Source organism: Streptomyces sp. NPDC090022 (genome assembly GCF_044748145.1).
Taxonomy (GTDB): domain Bacteria; phylum Actinomycetota; class Actinomycetes; order Streptomycetales; family Streptomycetaceae; genus Streptomyces.
In genome coordinates this window covers 99,514-118,042 of record NZ_JBIVFN010000014.1, presented here as the reverse complement: position 1 = coordinate 118,042, position 18,529 = coordinate 99,514, and the positions used below count along the sequence as shown (strand labels likewise).

The window sequence follows — 18,529 nt, the reverse complement described above, 5'->3', positions numbered from 1 at the left end:
CCCCTTCCGTTGTCCCCGGAATGCGCCCGGCCCGCGACAGTGGTGGGATCGGGAGCAGGTGCACCCGAGGACACGGGACGTCTGATGGAGGACACGGCCGACAACGCGGACGCCGGGACCGGCGCCGGCGACGGCACTCTGGACGCGCTGCTCCTGAAGGTCGCCACCGGCGACCAGGAGGCGTTCACCCCCCTCTACGACGCGCTGTCGGCGCCCGTCATGGGCCTGGTCTGCCGGATCCTGCGGGACGAGGCCCAGGCCGCGGAGGTGACCCAGGACGTGATGGTCGAAGTCTGGCGCACCGCCGACCGGTTCCGGCCGGAGCTCGGCACCGCGCGCGCGTGGGTGCTGCTGCTGGCGCACCGCCGCGCCGTGGACCGGGTCCGCGCCGCCCAGGCCCGTACCGACCGCGAGGAGAAGGCGGCCCGGCTGGAGCGCGTCCCGCCGTACGACGAGGTGGCCGACGCCGCCCTGGACCGCGACGAGCAGGCCCGCGTGCGCCGCTGCCTCGACACGCTGAGCCCGCAGCAGAGGGAGGCCGTCCGGCTGGCCTTCTACGAGGGCATGACCTACCGGGAGGCGGCGCGCACCCTGGACTCACCGGAGGGGACCGTGAAGTCCCGGCTGCGCGACGGACTGCACCGGCTGCGCGACTGTCTGGAGGCGTCCCGATGACCCCCGCCCCCGCCCCCGACCCGCACGCGGCGCTCGCCGCGTACGTCCTGCACGCCCTCCCGCCCGACGAGGAGGCCGCGTTCGCGCGGCACCTGGCGCACTGCCACCGCTGCCGCCGCGAGGCCGTCTCCCTGGCCGCGGCCGCCGGCGCCCTGGCCGAGCTGCCCCCCGTGGCGCCGCCGGCCGCGCTGCGCGACCGGGTCCTCGAACGGATCGCCACCAGCCCGCAGGGCCCGGCGGCGGACGACGACGGGCCGCCGCCGCACGTTCCCGCGGCCCGTACCGCCCGTACCGCCCGTACCGTCCGGGCCCTGCGCTGGGCCCTCGCCGCCTGCCTCGCGCTCGTCGTCGCGACCGGCGGGATCGCGTACTGGCAGCACGAGCAGGCCGAGGAGGCCCGGGCCGGCCTCGCCGTCGCCCTGATGGACCCGATGGCCCAGCTCGCGCAGGTCCTGGCCGCCCCCGACGCCCGGATGAGCGCCACCGTCTTCACCGACGGGGCCACCGGCTGCGTGATCTTTTCCCGCAGCTCGCACCGGGCCGCCTTCATCGCCTCCGGCCTGCCGAAGCTCTCCGCGGGCCAGGTGTACGCCCTCTGGTACGACGACGCGGGCGCGCGCCGCCCGGCCGGCACCTTCCCCGGCGCCCTGGAGAAGTGGCACATCGCGCTGCTGGACGGCCCCGTCGACCACGCCACCGCCGTCGGCGTCACCGTCGAACCGGTGGGCGCCGTCACCGGGCCCACCACCGACCCCATCGGCGTGATCGACATCCCCGCCTGACGGCCGTCCCCGGTCGTCAGCCGTGCCAGATCCGCTCGTACGCCTCCCGGTAGCCCCGCGGGTCCCAGGACGTGGCCCCGGCGCTGTTGGCGGCCGTGGAGATGTGCACGGGGGCCACGTATCCGCTGGCGGGCCGGTCCGCGAAGGCCCGGTTGAACTCGTCGACGATCTGCCAGCCCTGCTGCGTGAGGGGCTCGGGCACGGTGGCCGCCTGGTACTGCTCGCTGTTGATGCGCCGGAAGGCGGAAGGGTCGCCGTCGCCGGCTCCGATGTTGAGCGGCGGTCCGGCACCCGGCCGGCCGGCGGCGCGGAAGGCCGGGGCCGCGTCGTCGAAGTAGAGGTCGTTGATGGCGACGGAGTACGTCCACCGGTCCCGGAAGCGGGACAGCAGCGCGGAGACCTCCTGAGGAGTACGCCGGCTCGCGTCCGGGATCGGGATGTTGGCGTGCGCCAGCAGCCGTACGCCGGGACAGTCGGCCAGCCGCTGCTCGATCAGCTGCGACTTCGTACCGGCGAACGGGATCGAGTCGTCGGTGAAGACGACGACTCCGGCGCCGCCCCCGGACCGGGCGATCACCCAGTCCGCACTGACCTCCGCCACCTCCTCCACCTTCGTGGTGACATTGGTGAACAGCCGGGGACTGGAGCTGGGGCCGGGGGAACTGACCGCGTGCCAGCCGATCAGCGGGATGCCCGCGGCCTCCGCCCGCGCCACCTGCTGCGAGGTCAGACGCGGGTCGAAGCCGCCGATGACGATGCCCGAGGGCCTCAGCGTGACGGCCTGGCTGAGTGCCGCCTGGATGCCGGCCGGGGTGCCCTCCCCGTCGATCACCCGGACGTCCCAGCCGATCGTCCGCGCGGCCTGCCGGACGCCCTCGGCCACTCCGGCGACGCCCGGGTTGATCATGGTCTGCGCCACGTAGACGATGCTCTTGCCCGGGACCGCCGCCGGCCCGGTGGTGGGGCCGTTCCACGAGGCGTCCGTGCTCTCGGCCCGCGCCACGCTCGCCTCGGCCTCCTGGAGGACGGCCGGGCAGCCGGCGGCCGAGGGGGCGGGGCGGGTGCCGTCCGGGGGGCCGCTCTCGCAGCCGGTGACGGCGGCCGCCGCCAGCAGCAGGGCTGCGGCCGCGAGGGCGGTCGTGCGGTTGGGGTACACGGTGCTCCTGATGCTGGTGGGTCCTCAGGACCGGGGCCCGGGGGCCGGGGCCGGGGTCTGGGACGGGGAACCGGGGACCTGGGGGGCGTCGTCGGGGCGCAGCCGGCGGCGGGCGGAGTAGCCGGCCAGCCCGACCGCGACGAGCAGGGTGGAGCCGTTGAACAGCGGGGTCGCCCAGAAGTCGGCGCCGAGCTGGCCGATCCCGGCGAGCCCGACGGCGAGCACGGCCACGGCCACCAGGGTGCCCAGGGCGTTGGCACGTCCCGGCTTGATCGCGGTGGCGCCGAGCAGGGCGCCGACGAACGCGGGCAGCAGGTAGTCCAGGCCGACGCTGGGGTTGCCGATCTGCTGCTGGGCGGCGAGCAGCACCCCGGCGAACCCGACCACCGTGCCCGACGCCGCGAACGCGTACACGCACATCCGGTGCGTGGGGATGCCGATGATCGCGGCGGCGCGGGGGTTGGAGCCGATGACGTACAGGTACCGGCCGAACGGCAGCCGCTCCAGCACCACCCAGAGGACGACGACCAGGGCCAGGACGTAGTAGGCGGGGAGCGGCAGGCCGAGGAGCCGGGTGTCGTAGAGGCCGGTGAAGGCGGCCGGCAGCCCCTCGGGGCCGGGGACGATCCGGCCGCCGTCGGTGATCCAGCCCGTGACGGCGTACATCATGCTGCCGGTGCCGAGCGTGGCGATGAAGGAGTCGATCCGGGCGAACTCGACGATGACCCCGTTCACGGCGCCGGCCAGGGTCCCGCCGAGGATCACCACGAGGCAGGCCGCCGGCCAGGGCCAGCCCTCCTCGACGATGAGGTGCAGCACCATGACGTGCGCCAGGCCCAGTCCGTAGCCGATCGACAGGTCGAACTTGCCGCACGCGACGCAGATCGTCGCGCCGAGGGCGAGGACGGCGGGGATCGACTGGTTGGACAGGATGGAGGAGAGGTTGTCCCGGGTGGGGAAGGTGCCGGGCAGGGCGAGGGAGAAGCCGAGGAACAGCAGGACGGTGAGGGCCAGCAGACCGTACCGGCCCAGGAAATGGCCGTGCCCGTGCCCGTACCCGTGCGGGTGGGCCGGCCCGGAGCGGCGCGAGGAGGGCGGCGGCGTCACGGCCTCTCCGGGGGTTCGGTGGGTCCGACGGGTCCGACGGGTCCGGCGGGGCCTGTGGGGCCTGTGGGGTCGGGCGTGCCGGGGTCCCCGGCCGGTTCGGCGGGTCCGGGCGGTCCCGTGGCCGTGGTGTTCCCGGTGAACGCGGGCAGCGCCGAGGCCGTACGGGTCAGTTCGGTGACGGTCAGCGCTTCGCCCGTCAGCTCGGCCACCACGCTCCCGCGTCCGAACACCAGCGCGCGGTGGCAGAGGCCGGCCACCTCCTCGGCGTCGGTGGAGATGAGCAGGACCGCCAGACCCGCGGCCACCGCCTCGTCGAGGAGCCGGTGGACCGAGGCCTTGGCGCCGACGTCCACGCCCGCCGTCGGGTCCTCCAGGATCAGCAGGCGCAGATCTCCCCGGAGCATGCGGCCGACCATGACCTTCTGCTGGTTGCCGCCGGACAGGGTGGCGATCGGCACCTCGCTGTCCCGGGGGAACACCGAGAACCGCTCGATCAGGGCGGCCGCCTCGGCACGCTCGCGCCGCGGCCCGAGCCAGTGCCGTCCCGGCCCACCGGTGGCCCGGGGGTCGGCGAGGAAGTTCTCCCGTACCGTCAGGTCCGCGGCGCAGCCCTCCTCCTGACGGTTGCCCGCCACCAGGCCGACGCCACGGCCGACCGCGGCGGCGACGTCGCGCGGCCGGTACGGCCGTCCGTCGAGCAGCGCCCGCCCGCCCAGCAGCGGCAGCGCACCGGCCAGGGCCCGGCCCAGGTGTGCGTGGCCGGCGCCGGTCAGGCCCACCAGGGCGAGGATCTCGCCCGCGCGCAGGTCCAGGCTGACGGGTCCGGTGCGCGCGGTCGTCACGCCGTCCAGGCTCAGGACGGGCGGGTGGGCCCGAGGGGCGGGGGTGGTGGGGGCGCTGGGAGTGGTGGGTGTGGTGGCAGGGGGGCGGCCGGCCGGGTCGTGGCCCACGATGTCGCGGACCAGCCGGTCCGGACCGTACCCGGCGAGCGGACCGTGACCGACGAGCCGTCCGTCGCGCAGCACGGCGAAGGTGTCGGCCACCTCGTACACCTCGTCGAGCCGGTGGCTGACGTAGAGGATGCCGTGCCCGCGGTCGCGCAGGGCGTGCAGGACGCCGAAGAGGCGGGCGCAGTCCGCGGCCGGGAGGGTGGCGGTCGGCTCGTCGAGGACGAACAGCCGGGCCTCGCGGGCGAGGGCGCGCGCGATGGCGACCAGGGAGCGTTCGGCGGGGGCGAGGCCGGCGACCGGCGCGTCGGGGTCGAGGTGCCCGGCGACGATCCCCAGCGCCCCGGCGCATCGCTCGCGGGTGCGCCGCCAGGAGATCAGTCCGCCGCGGCGGGGGTATCCGGTGCCCAGGGCGATGTTCTCGGCGACCGTCATCCACTCGACCAGCCCCAGGTCCTGGTGGATGAAGGACAGGGCGCGGCGGGCCGCGTCCGAGCCGAGCGGGTGCCCGGCCACGGTCACCTCGCCCGCGTCGGCGTGGTGGACCCCGGCGAGGATCTTGATGAGGGTGGACTTCCCGGCGCCGTTGGGGCCCAGCAGGGCGAGGACGCTGCCGCCGTACACGTCGAGGCCGACCCCGTCCAGGGCGACGGTGCCGCCGAACCGCTTGCCGAGACCGCGTATCCGGACGAGGGGTGCCCCGCCGGGGCGCGGGAGCGGACTCGTCGGGGGGACGGGAGTGTCATGCACGGACTTCTCCGGGGCCGCCTGGGGAGGTTCTTCCTGGAGCGAGGGGAACAGTGAGGGAAGAGGAGGAAATGGGGGAACGGGGGAAACGGGGGAAACGGGTGGAACGGGAGGGAACAGCAGGGGACATCGGTGATGCTACTGGTCGATACCAGGGCATGACGGATATGTACGCGGTCAGGCCGCGTCCACGGCGCATTCGGCCCAGATGACCTTGCCGTGGGGGGTGTAGCGGGTGCCCCAGGCGTGCGCGAGCTGCGCGACGAGGAACAGTCCGCGTCCGCCCTCCTCGGTGCTGGCCGCCCGCCGCAGGTGCGGGGCGGTACTGCTGCCGTCGGAGACCTCGCAGATCAGGTTCCGGTCGTGGATCAGGCGCACCTGGATGGGCTCGCCTCCGTAGCGGACGGCGTTGGTGACCAGCTCGCTGAGCATCAGCTCGGCGGCGAACGCCAGCTCGTCCAGCCCCCAGTCGGCCAGCTGGCCGGTGGCCGCGGCACGGATGCCGGAGACGAGGGAGGGATCGGCGGGCACGTCCCAGGTGGCGATCCGGTCCGCGGGCAGGGCGAGCGTACGGGCGACGAGCAGCGCGACGTCGTCCGCCGGGTGGTCGGGCGCCACGGCGTCGATGACGGCCTGGCAGGTGTCCTCCGGCGCCCGGTCCGGGTGGGCCAGGGCCCGGCTCAGCTGGTCGACCGCGACGTCGAGGTCGCGCTCGCGGTCCTCGATCAGCCCGTCGGTGTAGAGGACCAGCGTGCTGCCCGGGGGGAGCTGGATCTCGGCCGTCTCGAAGGGCAGCCCGCCCAGGCCCAGGGGCGGTCCGGCGGGCAGGTCGGGGAAGGTCACACTGCCGTCGGGGTGGACCAGGGCCGGCGGGGGATGGCCGGCGCGGGCCATGGTGCACAGCTGCGACGTGGGGTCGTAGACGGCGTACAGGCAGGTGGCGCCGACGATCCCGCTGCTGCCGGCGGCGTTCTCGCCGCCCTCCTCGCGGTCCAGGCGCACCAGGAGGTTGTCCAGGTGGGTGAGGAGCTCGTCCGGGGCGAGTTCGAGTTCGGCGAAGTTGCGGGCGGCGGTGCGCAGCCGGCCCATGGTGGCGGCGGCGTGCAGGCCGTGGCCGACGACGTCGCCGACGAGGAGGGCGACGCGGGTGCCGGAGAGGGGGATGACGTCGAACCAGTCGCCGCCCACGCCGGACTCGGCGGGCAGGTAGCGGTGCGCGACCTCGACGGCGCCCTGCTCGGGCAGGCCGTGCGGGAGCAGGCTGTGCTGGAGGGTCAGGGCCAGGGTGTGCTCGCGGGTGTAGCGGCGGGCGTTGTCGATGCAGAGGGCGGCGCGGGCCGCGAGTTCCTGGGCCAGCCAGCAGTCGTCGTCACCGAACGGGGCGGGGTCCTGCGAGCGGTAGAAGCTGGCGACGCCGAGCAGGACGCCCCGGGCGAGCAGCGGGACGCAGACGAGGGAGTGCACGTCGTGGGCGAGGATCCGGCGGGCGTGCTCGGGCTCCTGGTCGATCCAGCCGACGGAGTGGCGCAGATCGGCCTCCAGGACCGCCCGGCCGCTGTCCAGGCAGCGCATGTGGGGGGTGCCGGGGAGCAGGTCCACCGGCCGGCCGGCGGGGTAGAAGGGGCAGTCGTCGCGGATGCCGTGGACCACCGCCCGGTGCAGCTCGGTGTGCGGGTCGGCCGACTCCTCGCCGCGCAGGACGGCCTCGGGCACGTCGACGGTGACGTAGTCGGCCAGCCGCGGTACGGCCACCTCGGCGAGCTCCTGGGCGGTACGGGTCACGTCCAGGGTGGTGCCGATACGGGTGCTCGCCTCGGCCAGCAGCTCCAGCCGGCGCCGCGCCGCGACGGCGTACTTGCCGACCTCCGGCTCGCCCACCAGGACCAGTCCCCTGACCCCCCGGCCGGGGGCGCCGGGGCCGGACGGCTCGCTGTCGGCGGGCCCCTCGGTGGGCGACGCCGTCGCGCCGGCGGCCGGAGCGGCCGGGGGCCGGCCGGGGGTGCCGCGCGGACCGGCGGGGGCTCCGGTGGCGGGGCCGGCGGGTCCGGCGCGGGGTGCGTCGTGCGGCGGGACGGCGAGGTGGTGTACGGGCGGGGCCTCGCCCGTGAGCACGGCCTCGACGACGACCCCCGCCACCCCGGAGCGGCTCACGAGCGGGCTGCTCACGAGCGTGACGCCGCGCCCGTGCGGCAGGGACACCTCGACGGCGGCCCGCTGCGTCGAGCACAGCAGTTCGGTGGCCTTCTCCTTGAGGATCATCTGGTCGCCGCGGTCGAGCCCGCTGTCGCCGAGCTCGTCCAGGGCGAGCAGGTGCCCGTTCACGGCGTCGCCGCCGGCCCGGGTGAGGTGGCCGGCCTCCAGGTACGTCCGCAGCAGGGCGCGCTCGCGCGCCGAACGCTGCTCCATCAGCCGCCGCTCGATCCTCTCGGCGGCCCGGCGCACCACGGCCGGCAGTTCCGGGTCCTCGTAACTGTGCGGGTAGCCCAGGCACAGGACGCCGACGACGTGTCCGCTCAGCTGGTCACGGATCGGGGTCGCGGAGCAGGCGTTCGCCTGGGAGCGCTGGGCGAAGTGCTCGGCCCCGTAGACCCGGACCAGGCGCCGTTCGGCCAGGGCGAGCCCGATCCCGTTGGTGCCCGCGAAGCGTTCGGCGAAGACGAAGCCGGGGACGCTCTGGATGGGCGGGAGGCTGTGCTGCAGCGACGGCTCGCCGAAGCGGCGCCGGATCACCGTTCCGTTGCCGTCGGCGAGGCAGACGTTCATCTGGCTGCCCGAGAACCGGGCCGCCAGCCGGTCGAGCACGGGCCCGGCCGCGCGGACGAGCCGGCTGTCCGGGTCGAAGTCGTCCCGGTAGGGGAGCTCGGTCTGGTCCGGGGAGAGGCCCAGCGACTGGCAGCGCAGCCAGGAGTCCAGGATGGGGCCGCGCACCCCGTCCGCGACCGGTTCGCCCAGCAGGAACCGCTCACGGGAGCGTACGGGACCGATCTCGTCTCCCGTGACCCCCATACGCATCGCTTCTCCTCACCGAGCCCTTTTGCCGCATGGAGCGCTTGCCTCGAGTAAGTGCTTTTCGAGTATATTCCTCCCGGTTTGTCGGAATCGTTTTCCTGGCCGGACCGCGGCGCGGACCGCGGCGCGGGCAGCGGAAGGCGGGACGCGGGAGGCGGTCAGAGCACCGCGACGGGATCGACGGGCGAGCCCGTCCCGCCCGGTACGTTCAGCGGGGCCACGACGATCATGAACTCGTACCGGCCCGCCGCGGCGCACGCGGCGGAGAGGGCCTCCAGCTCCAGGTTGTCCAGCAGCGGCACCCCCATGGCCGCCACCGCCAGCGCGTGGACGGGGGAGTGGACGCCCTCGACCGGCGAGGGCCGCAGGTCGCTGTCCCCGTCCGCGCCGATCAGGGCGACGCCGCGCTCGGCCAGCAGCGGTACGGCGTCCACGTGGAAGCCCGCGCTCGCCGCCCCCGAGTCCCAGGGGCCGAGCTCCCGGCGACGGCGGAACCGGCCCGAGCGCAGCAGCACCGCGCAGCCCTCGTCGACCGCCACCCCCAGCGCCCGCTCCGCCGCGGTGACGTCCCCCGCGTGCACCGCCCGTCCGGGCTCCAGCCAGTCGACGCCGAGGACGGCCGGCAGGTCGAGCAGCACGCCCTTGGTGACGAGCGGGCCGAGCTCGGCCACCGAACCGAAGCGCGCGCCCCCGGCGCCGACTGCGTCCCGCGCCGGACGGCCGTCGTAGAGGAGCCCCTCGTACGCGACGTGCGACAGCGCGTCCAGGTGGCTGACGCCCTTGCCGTGGTAGTCGACGCCGATGAAGTCCTTGTACGTGGCCGGTTCCGGGGCCTCCACGTCACCGAGGTCGGACATGAGGTGCAGGGCGGGCCTGGCGTTGTCCGGCCCCGGCCGGGTGTCCCAGGGCAGCCCGAGGCGCACCACGGTTCCGGAGCGGACCAGGGCCGCGGCCCCGCGTACGTGGCCGGCGGAGACCCGGTTCCAGGCGCCCCGGTCGGCAGGGGTCCAGCGGCCCCAGGTGCGGACCGCCGCGAAGAGGGCGTCGAACTCCGCGCGGGGGACCGGGGGCTCCCCGGCGGCGGGAGGGGGCGCGGGACTGCTGCTCATCCGGGGTCGGCGCTCCAGGTCTCGGGGGCTCGGGGCTCGGGGGACGGGGACGGGGTCACGGGGCCGGGGCTCGGGGGACGGGGCCAAAGCTCGGGGGCAGGGGGCAGGGGGCAGGGGGCCCGGGTGTTCCGGCCCCGTACGCAAGCCTCCCGCCCGCCGGCCCCGCTCGCCACGCCGCCCGGCCGGTGCGCGGGCCCCATCCGGGCGAAAGGTGGCGGTGAGCAGGGCCGACGGGGCAGGCTGGGAGCATGCGGGTGTTCCCCCGCCGGACTCGTCGACCGGGAGCCGGCGGTCATCACCAGGTCCTCTTCGTCCTCGCGGAGTGCGTGCCCTTCGTGATCGCGCTCGCGGTGCTGGCCATCGAGTTCACGCCCGCCCACTTCCTCTACACCGGCCCGCTCCTGATCGCGACGCCGGCGCTGGCCGCGGTGACCATGGGTCCCCGGGGCACGCTCGCGGCGGTGATCCTGGCGGTGGCCGTGAGCGTGGCCACCGCGACGTACAACGAGGCGTGGGGCAGCGACCAGGTGTACACCAACTTCCTGGCGCTGACCCTGGTGTCGCTGGCCAGCGTCGCGACGAGCAGTGCCGCCCGCACCCGGCGGGAGATCGAACTCGACCAGGTCCGCCGGATCGCGGTGGCGGCCCAGGAGGCGGTCCTGCGGCCCGTACCGGCCCGGCTGGGCCCGGTACGGGTGGCCGGCATGTACCTGGCCGCCGAGACGGGGGCCCAGATCGGCGGCGATCTGTACGAGGCCGTCCAGACGCGGTACGGGGTCCGGGCGATCGTCGGTGACGTCCGCGGCAAGGGGCTGCCGGCCGTCCGGGCGGCCGCCGCCGTGCTCGGCGCGTTCCGGGAGGCCGTGCACTACGAGGACGACCTGGTCGACGTCGTCAACCGCTGCGAGGCGGCGCTGCGCCGGGACGCCGCCGTACCGGGCGTGATCGACCCGGAGGCGCTGGTGGAGGGGTTCGTCACCGTCCTGGTCGCCCAGGTGCCGGACGCCCCCGTCGTCGAGGTCGTCAACCGAGGCCATCCGCCGCCGCTGCGGTGGAGCGACGGCAGGGTGGATGCCCTGATGCCCGCCTCCCCGCTGCCGCCGCTCGGCCTGGAGGAGTTCATCACCGGTCCGCGCGGCCGCACGGAGAGCTACTCCTTCCTGCCCGGCGACCGCCTGCTGCTGCACACGGACGGCGTCATCGAGGCGCGCGACAGCGGCCGGGCCTTCTTCGCGCTGCCCGAGGCGATGACCCAGCTGGAGCCGCGGCCCGAACGCGGCCCGCGGGACTTCCTGGACCGCCTCCACCAGGACCTGCTCCGGCACACCGACGCCCGCCTCGTGGACGACGCCGCGATGATCCTCTTCGACCGGGTCGACGGGGCGGACGCCGCGGGAGCCGGGCCGGGCGGTCAGACGGTGCGGCCGCAGTAGGCGGCGAGCGGGTCGGGCCCAGGAGCGTTGCCCGCGCCGGCCGCGGCAGCCGTGCCGGCCACCGGGGCCGCCGCGACCGCCGGCCCGGGCACGGCGAAGACCCGCAGGAACAGCTGGGACAGCGGGCCGATGGCCAGCGCGTAGGCGAGGGTGCCGATGCCGACGGTGCCGCCGAGCAGGAAACCGGCCGCGAGGACGGTGAGCTCGATGCCGGTGCGGACCAGCCGCAGCGAACGGCCGGTACGGCGGTGCAGGCCGGTCATGAGGCCGTCGCGCGGCCCGGGGCCGAAGCGGGCGGCGATGTAGAGGCCGGTGGCGGCGCCGTTGAGGACGATGCCCGCCGTCAGCAGGGCAGCCTGCGGCACGGCGCCGTGCACGTCCGGCAGCACCGCGAGGGTGGCGTCCATGGACAGGCCGACGGCGAACACGTTCGACACGGTGCCCAGGCCCGGCCGCTGCCGCAGCGGGATCCATAGCAGCAGGACCAGGGCGCCGACGGCCACCGAGACCGTGCCGATGCTCCAGCCCGTCCGCTCGGCGAGGCCCTGGTGGAAGACGTCCCACGGGTCCAGCCCCAGGCCCGCGCGGACGAGGAACGCCGAGCTCGCTCCGTAGAGGGCGAGTCCGGCGTAGAGCTGGAACAGCCGCCGGGGGAGACGGCGTGCGGGGCGGGGAGGGCTGGCGGACACGGCGGACACGGCGGACACGGCGGAGCCTTTCTGGGAGCCAAAGACCGACAGGGGTCACGGTGTGGCACGGTCAGGGCGCCTCGACAGGGCCAATCCGGGGTAAGTGGCCCTTCTCCCGGCCTGCTCCACCCCGGGCGGTGGCCGGTCGGTGACCTCCGGTCGCGAGCTCGGCGGGCAGGTCGTGAGAACCGGCACATTTTTGGCGCATTTAGTCCGAATTGGTGAATCATGGTGTCCGGTCTGGCCTCCTTTGCGGGTTCTCGGGTGGGTGCCAGGCATCGCACTGACGTACCAGCGCCACCGGGAGAGACATGCGACGCGAACACCGCCGGACCTACAACTGGCGGATCGCCCTGCCCGTGGTGGGCGGGGCCGCCGTACTCGGCTTCGGAGGCCTCTACGTCACCGGGCTGGTCGTGACCGGCGACACCGTCGCCGACGGCACGAGCGTGCGCGGCGTCGACATCGGCGGCATGAGCCGTACGGAGGCCAGGGCCACCCTCGACCGCGAGCTCGGCCCCGCCGCCACCGCCCCCATCGAGCTGCGCATAGGCGACCGCACCGAGAAGGCCGCCCCCGCCGCGTTCGGCCTCTCCCTGGACACCGGGGCCACCGTCGACCGCGCCGCGCCGTCCGGAGCCGACCCCTTCACCGTGATCGGGCGCCTGTTCGCAGGGGACGCGAAGCGCGTGGTCCAGCCGGTGATCCGCACCGACGGCCCCACCAGTACGGCCGAGGTCGACCGGATCGCCGCCGCCGGCCGCCAGGCCCGGGACGGCGCCATCACCTTCGAGGACGGCCGCCCCCACGTCACCGACGCCGTCACCGGTGTCACCGTGCGCACGGAGGCGACGGCGGACACCGTCCGCGCCGCCTACCTCGGCCCCCAGTCCGGTCCGGTCGCCCTGCCCGTGGTCCACAAGACCCCGGCCGTGGACGCGCGCGAGACCGAGCGGGCCCTGAAGGAGTTCGCCGAGCCCGCCATGTCCGGCCCGGTCACCCTCACCCTCAACGGCAGGCCGATCTCCATATCCCCGGCCGTCCTCGGCGACCACCTGACGGTCGAGGCCGACGCTCAGGGCCGGCTCGTGCCGAAGCTGGACGCCAAGGGCCTGCTGGCCGACCCCGCCGTCGCCCGGCAGATCGACGCGCTCACCCAGGGGCCGCGGGACGCCACGTTCCGCGTCGACGCCGCCGGCCGTGCCGTCGTCGCCGAGGACGGGCTCAACGGGGCGAAGGTCACCGAGAAGGCGCTGGGCGACGCCGTGCTGCCGCTGCTGACCCGGACCGGCGCCGACGCCCGTACCGGGGAGCTCGCCGTCACGACCGTCCCGCCGAGCATCACGGCCGCGGAGGCCGCCCGCCTGGGCATCAAGGAGAAGGTCTCCTCCTTCACCGTGAACTTCCCGGCCGCCCCCTACCGCACCACCAACATCGCGCGGGCCGTGGAACTGATCAACGGCTCCCTGGTGCGGCCGGGCGAGACGTGGAGCTTCAACAAGACGGTCGGCGAGCGGACCAAGGAGAACGGTTTCGTCGACGGCATCATGATCAATGACGGCCAGTACACGAAGTCGCCCGGCGGCGGCGTGTCGGCGGTCGCCACGACCATGTACAACGCCGCGTTCTTCGCCGGCGTCAAGCAGGTCGAGCACGGCGCGCACTCCTTCTACATCGAGCGCTACCCGGAGGGCCGCGAGGCCACCGTCGCCTGGGGCACCCTCGACCTGCGCTGGAAGAACGACCTGGACAGCGCGCTCTACGTGCAGGCCCAGTCCACCGACACCTCGGTGACCATCACCCTCCTGGGCACCAAGAAGTACGACGAGATCCGCGCCACCCAGAGCCCGCGCAGCAACGTCGTACCGCCGGCCAAGCGCACCGGCGCCGGTCCCACGTGCGAGGTGCAGACCCCGCTGGAGGGCTTCGACGTCTCCGTCGACCGGCTCTTCGTCCAGGGCGGCAAGGAGGTCAAGCGGGAGACGTACCGTACCCACTACACCCCGCGCGACGAGGTCACCTGCACCCCGGAGGGTTCGGCCGGCACGCAGCCCCCGGCCGCCCCGGGCACCGGGCCCACCACGAAGCCGTCGCCCGCGACGGCCGTCCGGGCCGCCGGTACGACGGAGCCCCAGCCCCTCGCCTGACCCCCGGCGTCCCCCGGCGCCACCGGCGTCCCCCGCCCCCGGGGCCCGCGCCGTCACCCGGGCGCGCGGTCCCGCTGGCACGCGGGGCCGGTTCCCGGCTTGCTGTACGGGTGAGACAGCGAGCTCCGGGGACCTCCCGCGAACAGATCCTGCGCACACCGCGGGCCGCCGGGCTGGCGGGCATCGTCTTCGCCCTGCTCCTGGCGGCCGTGATCGTTCTCCTGCGGACGGCCCTGCCCCCCGGGGCGGCCGCCGCCGAGGCGCGGCTCGACGAGGGTCACCGGCGGGCGGTGAGCACGGCCCTGGAGCTCGTCCCCTTCGCCGGCATCGCCTTCCTGTGGTTCATGGGCGCCCTGCGCGAGCACACCGGGGCCGCCGAGGACCGCTTCGTCGCCACCGCCTTCCTGGGCAGCGGACTGATCTTCGTCGCGAGCCTCTTCGGTGCCGCCGCGGCCGCCGGGACCGTCCTGGACGCCGACCAGAGCTCGCAGTTCGGCCGCCACTTCGCGTACACGCTGCTGACGACGTACGCGATGCGCATGGCGGCCGTCTTCGTCCTGGCCACCTCCACCATCGGGCGCAGGCTCGGCGTCTTCCCGCGCCCGCTCGCCCTGGCCGGCTACGCCGTCGGCCTGGTCCTGCTGGCGGTGGGCTCGTCCATCGCCTGGTCCGAGCTGGTCTTCCCGGCCTGGGCCCTGGTCATCAGCCTGTACGTCCTGCGGGCGGGGCGCCGCGCCCGCTGACGCACCGGCCGCCGCCGTCACCCCAACGGCCTTCCGGACGCGCCGCCCGGGCCCGGACCGCGCACGCTGGCCGGTGAGAAGTGTGTGTGGGGGGCGAGCGAAAGGACCGCGTCTTGCTGAGGCTTGTCGTCGACCTCAACCGGTGCCAGGGGTACGCCCAGTGCGCCTTCCTCGCGCCCGACGTCTTCGCGATGCACGGTGACGAAGGACTTCTCTACGACCCGCAGGCCGAGGAGGCCCAGCGCGCCCGCGTCGCCCAGGCGGCCGCCGCCTGCCCCGTGCAGGCCATCCTCGTGGACGAGCTGGACCTGGCGTCCCGGGCCCCGGACACCGCGGAGGCCCCGGATGCCTGACGCTGCCCTGGAACGGCTCCGGCGCGAGGGCCGCATCGTGGTCGTCGGGGCCTCGCTCGCGGGGCTGCGCGCCGCCGAGACCCTGCGCGAGAAGGGGTTCAAGGGGTCCCTCACCCTGATCGGCGACGAGCCCTACGAGCCGTACGACCGCCCGCCCCTGTCCAAGCAGGTCCTGCTGGGCAGGACCACCGCCGAGCGCACCGCACTGCCCCGCCGCCGCGACCTCGACGCCGACTGGCGGCTCGGCGCGGCGGCCACCGGCCTCGACATGGCGGCCCGCCGCGTCCGGCTCGCCGACGGCGACGAGGTGCCCTACGACCGGCTGCTGATCGCCACCGGGGTGCGCGCCAGGCCGTGGCCGAACCAGGCGGAGGGCGAGCTCGACGGCGTCTTCGTGCTGCGCACCCGCGACGACGGCGCGGCCCTGGCCCGCCGGCTGGACGCCGGACCCCGCCGGGTCCTGGTCATCGGCGCCGGGTTCACCGGCTCGGAGATCGCCTCCGCCTGCCGTGAACGCGGACTGGAGGTCACCGTCGCCGAGCGCGGCGACGGGCCCCTGGTCGGCGCGCTCGGCGGGGTCATCGGCGCCGTCGCCGCCGAACTCCAGCGGGAGCACGGCGTCGACCTGCGGACCGGCGTCATGGTCACCGCCCTGGAGGGCGACGCCACCGGACGCGTCCGCGCCGCGCACTTCTCCGACGGCACCATGCTGGAGTGCGACGTGGTCGTCGTCTCGCTCGGCGCCCAGCGCAACACCGAGTGGCTCACCGGCTCCGGGCTCGGCGCGGGGCCGCGCGGCATCGCCTGCGACGCCGGCTGCCGCGCCTTCGACATCCGGGGCATCGTCACCGACGACATCTTCGTGGCCGGCGACGTCGCCCGTTCCCCGCACCCGTTGTTCGGCTACCAGTTCCTGTCCCTGGAGCACTGGGGCAACGCCGTCTGCCAGGCCGAGACCGCGGCCCACAACATGCTCAGCGAGAGCACCGACCGGGTCCCGCACATCTGGGTCCCGGCCTTCTGGTCCTCCCAGTTCGGGGTGAACATCAAGTCGGTCGGCGTGCCCTCGATGGGCACCGAGATCATGATCATTCAAGGGTCGCGTGCCGAGCGGCGCTTCACCGGCGTCTACGGCTACCAGGGCCGTGTCATCGGGGCGGTCACCTTCGACAACGCCCGCTGGCTGTCGTTCTACCAGCAGCAGATCGAGTCCACGGCGCCCTTCCCCCCGCCGTACCCCACCGTCGACCGGCGTTCCGAGGGACAGCGGCCGATGCCCGCCGACTTCCCCGACCCGTCCGTGCCCACGCACGGGCCGACCGTCACCCTCAGCGGGTACTCGCCGGCCGACCGCCGGATGACCTTCACCCCCGCCGGGCACTGACCCGCGTTCCCCCGAAGGACCCGGTATGAAGCAAGGCATCCTGACCGACATCCTCGACTACGCCAACCGCGCGAACCCGTACCCGCTCTACGCGGAGCTGCGCAAGACCCCGGTCTTCCACGAGGGGGACGGCCCGTACGTCGTCAGCACCTACTACGACATCCACAGCCTGCTCCACGACCCCCGGCTCAGCTCCGACTCCCGCAACCTGGCCGCGACGGCGGGCGATCCGCTGGCCGAGAGCGGGGACGAGGGGGCGGCGGCCCTGCCGCCGAGCTTCCTCAAGCTCGATCCCCCCGAGCACGACCGGCTGCGCCGAATGACCAACCGGCCCTTCGGGCCGCCGCACTCCCCGCGCCGCATCGAGGGGATGCGCGAGGACCTGGCGGGCATCGTCACCGGTCTCATCGACGACCTCGGCGACCCGGGCCGCATCGACCTGGTCGACCAGTTCGCCTACCCGTTCCCCGTCACCATGATCTGCCGGCTGCTCGGGGTGCCCCGCGAGGACGAGGCGCGCTTCCACGTCTGGGCCGACACCCTGGCCGCCAGCCTGGACCCCGATCCGGGCGCCGACCCCGGCGAGCGGGAGCGCACGACCCACGACGCCCGGATGGAACTGGGCATGTACCTGGCCGGGCTGATCGAGGAGCGGCGCAAGAACCCCGGCGAGGACATGCTCTCCCAGCTGTCCGTCGGGCACGGCAAGGACGAGGCGATGAGCACCATGGAGCTGCTCAGTACGGCCGCCCTGCTGCTGATCGCCGGACACGAGACCACCGTCAACCTGATCACGAACGGGATGCTCACGCTGCTGCGCAACCCGGACGTGCTCCAGCAGCTGCGCAAGACGCCGGGGCTCGTGGTGCCGCTGGTGGAGGAACTGCTGCGGTTCGAGCCGCCGGTGCAGCTGCTGCCCCAGCGCACCCCGCTCGTCGACATCGAGGTCCGCGGGGTCACCATCCCCAAGGGCTCGTCGATGTGGCTGGTCCTGGCCTCCGGCAACCGTGACCCGGACCGCTTCGAGGACCCCGACCGCTTCGACCCGTACCGCAAGGACATCCAGCACCTGGGCCTCGGCAGCGGTATCCACAGCTGCTTCGGCGCCCCGCTGGCCCGGCTGGAGGCGCAGTTGGCGCTGAGCGAGCTGGCCCGGCGGCTGGAGAACCCGCAGCTGCTGGAGGACCCGCCGCCGTACCGCCAGAACGCGGTCCTGCGCGGCCCCCGGCACCTGCCGATCAGCTGCGACGGCATCCGCCCCTGAGGGAACGCACCGCGGGAGGCCGTCCTCGGATCCGCTCCGGTACGGCCTCCCGCGCCGCTGTGCCGGTGGCCGGTCAGCAGGAGAGGTTGGCGCCCGGCGAGACACCGAGCATCTGGGTGAACCGCTGGTAGTCGGCTATGCGGCTCTGGACCTGGGCGGGGTTGCCGCCGTTGCACTCCAGGGCGCCGTTGATCGAGCGGATGGTCTCGCCGAAGCCGGCGCCGTTGACCATGGCCGCGTGGGCGGTCATGGTGCCCGGGCCGTTCTGGGTGTTCCAGTACCACAGGGCCGTCTTCATGGCGACGGCCGGATCCCGCTCCACGAGGTAGGGGTTGCCCAGCAGGTCGAGGCCGAGGGCGTCGCCGGCGGCCTTGTAGTTGAAGTTCCAGCTGAGCTGGATGGGCCCGCGGCCGTAGTAGGCCGCCTGGCCGGCCGGGCAGCCGTAGGGCTGGTTACGGTCGCAGTAGTGCGGGTAGTTGGCGGTGTTCTGCTCGACGATGTGCACCAGCCCGCCGGTCTCGTGCGAGACGTTCGCGAGGAACGCGGCCGCCTCGCGGCGCTTGGTGGTGTCGTCGCCGGTGTTGGCGAAGCCGGGGTACGCGGAGAGCGCCGCGACCAGGCCGTTGTACGTGTAGAAGGGGTTCCGGTTCGGGAACATCTGGTCGAACTGGGCTTCGCTGACCACGAATCCGGACGGACCGCCCGGATCGCCCGGGTCCTCGCCGCCGCCTCCGCAGCTTCCCTGGTCCGCCCAGACGCCCCACTGCCCGGTGGTCCCGGGCGTCTCGCCCTGGGTCCACCACTTGGCCTGCCAGTTGTGCCCGCCGTACGAAGCGGTCATCCCGCCCGTGTACACGGCCGACGAGGACCAGGCGCCCGCGCAGGGGGCGGCGGCGGAGGAGGTGGCGGGGAAGGCGGCGAACAGACCGACGGCGGCCGCCGCGGCCGCGGCCAGGGCGAGGGCGCGCCGGCGCATCGCACGTA

General features: G+C 74.6%; 15 protein-coding genes. 8 read left to right on the top strand and 7 right to left on the bottom strand.

The window, feature by feature from the left end; translation table 11 throughout:
* Nucleotides 1-84 precede the first annotated feature (84 nt).
* Together sigK and ACIPXB_RS23490 are read left to right on the top strand one after the other, a co-directional pair.
* Nucleotides 85-675 carry an ECF RNA polymerase sigma factor SigK gene (gene sigK / locus ACIPXB_RS23495; protein ID WP_401452945.1) on the top strand — a complete coding sequence of 197 codons (591 nt, stop codon included), beginning with the start codon at nt 85-87 and terminating at the stop codon, nt 673-675.
* Nucleotides 672-1,457, top strand: a complete 786-nt coding sequence (locus tag ACIPXB_RS23490; protein WP_401452943.1) for an anti-sigma factor domain-containing protein — start codon at nt 672-674, stop codon at nt 1,455-1,457. Before sigK ends, ACIPXB_RS23490 begins: the two co-directional genes overlap by 4 nt.
* Before the next feature lie 16 nt (nt 1,458-1,473).
* Here ACIPXB_RS23490 and ACIPXB_RS23485 read toward each other — a convergent pair whose 3' ends face one another.
* The 5 genes from ACIPXB_RS23485 to ACIPXB_RS23465 all read right to left on the bottom strand — a co-directional run bounded on the left by ACIPXB_RS23485 (nt 1,474) and on the right by ACIPXB_RS23465 (nt 9,532).
* On the bottom strand, nt 1,474-2,613 hold the full coding sequence (locus ACIPXB_RS23485; RefSeq protein ID WP_401452941.1) for a substrate-binding domain-containing protein: 1,140 nt from the start codon (nt 2,611-2,613) through the stop codon (nt 1,474-1,476).
* Between the two features lie 24 nt (nt 2,614-2,637).
* Entirely contained in the window at nt 2,638-3,720 is a 1,083-nt protein-coding gene (locus tag ACIPXB_RS23480; protein ID WP_401452939.1) for an ABC transporter permease, read from the bottom strand.
* Complete coding sequence (locus ACIPXB_RS23475) at nt 3,717-5,417, bottom strand: ATP-binding cassette domain-containing protein (protein ID WP_401452937.1); 1,701 nt, start codon at nt 5,415-5,417, stop codon at nt 3,717-3,719. Before ACIPXB_RS23475 ends, ACIPXB_RS23480 begins: the two co-directional genes overlap by 4 nt.
* 174 nt (nt 5,418-5,591) lie before the next feature.
* Nucleotides 5,592-8,420: a SpoIIE family protein phosphatase gene (locus tag ACIPXB_RS23470; protein ID WP_401452935.1), complete on the bottom strand. Its 2,829-nt coding sequence runs from the start codon at nt 8,418-8,420 to the stop codon at nt 5,592-5,594.
* Between the two features lie 161 nt (nt 8,421-8,581).
* Nucleotides 8,582-9,532, bottom strand: a complete 951-nt coding sequence (locus ACIPXB_RS23465) for a cyclase family protein (RefSeq protein WP_401452934.1) — start codon at nt 9,530-9,532, stop codon at nt 8,582-8,584.
* Nucleotides 9,533-9,780: 248 nt separating this feature from the next.
* On the opposite strand from ACIPXB_RS23465, the gene ACIPXB_RS23460 reads away from it, so the two are divergent.
* Nucleotides 9,781-10,965, top strand: a complete 1,185-nt coding sequence (locus tag ACIPXB_RS23460) for a PP2C family protein-serine/threonine phosphatase (protein WP_401452932.1) — start codon at nt 9,781-9,783, stop codon at nt 10,963-10,965.
* On the opposite strand, the gene ACIPXB_RS23455 is transcribed toward ACIPXB_RS23460, so the two are convergent.
* Nucleotides 10,944-11,654, bottom strand: a complete 711-nt coding sequence (locus ACIPXB_RS23455; protein ID WP_401452930.1) for a YitT family protein — start codon at nt 11,652-11,654, stop codon at nt 10,944-10,946. The two genes, ACIPXB_RS23460 and ACIPXB_RS23455, sit on opposite strands and share 22 nt — an antisense overlap.
* Nucleotides 11,655-11,965: 311 nt before the next feature.
* Here ACIPXB_RS23455 and ACIPXB_RS23450 point away from each other — a divergent pair, with 311 nt between their 5' ends.
* The 5 genes from ACIPXB_RS23450 to ACIPXB_RS23430 all read left to right on the top strand — a co-directional run bounded on the left by ACIPXB_RS23450 (nt 11,966) and on the right by ACIPXB_RS23430 (nt 17,545).
* Entirely contained in the window at nt 11,966-13,801 is a 1,836-nt protein-coding gene (locus tag ACIPXB_RS23450) for a VanW family protein (protein WP_401452928.1), read from the top strand.
* A 110-nt stretch (nt 13,802-13,911) separates the two neighbouring features.
* A complete protein-coding gene (locus ACIPXB_RS23445) occupies nt 13,912-14,544 on the top strand; it encodes a hypothetical protein (protein ID WP_401452927.1) in 633 nt (210 codons plus the stop codon).
* A 116-nt stretch (nt 14,545-14,660) separates the two neighbouring features.
* The gene (locus tag ACIPXB_RS23440) at nt 14,661-14,897 is read left to right on the top strand and encodes a ferredoxin (RefSeq protein WP_401453081.1); all 237 of its coding nucleotides are present in this window, start codon (nt 14,661-14,663) and stop codon (nt 14,895-14,897) included.
* On the top strand, nt 14,890-16,281 hold the full coding sequence (locus ACIPXB_RS23435; RefSeq protein ID WP_401452925.1) for an NAD(P)/FAD-dependent oxidoreductase: 1,392 nt from the start codon (nt 14,890-14,892) through the stop codon (nt 16,279-16,281). The genes ACIPXB_RS23440 and ACIPXB_RS23435 overlap by 8 nt, the downstream gene beginning before the upstream one ends.
* A 25-nt stretch (nt 16,282-16,306) precedes the next feature.
* Nucleotides 16,307-17,545, top strand: a complete 1,239-nt coding sequence (locus ACIPXB_RS23430; RefSeq protein WP_401452923.1) for a cytochrome P450 — start codon at nt 16,307-16,309, stop codon at nt 17,543-17,545.
* A 73-nt stretch (nt 17,546-17,618) separates the two neighbouring features.
* Here the strand turns inward: ACIPXB_RS23430 and ACIPXB_RS23425 are convergent, their stop codons facing one another.
* A complete protein-coding gene (locus ACIPXB_RS23425; protein WP_401453079.1) occupies nt 17,619-18,521 on the bottom strand; it encodes a glycoside hydrolase family 19 protein in 903 nt (300 codons plus the stop codon).
* Nucleotides 18,522-18,529 lie beyond the last annotated feature (8 nt).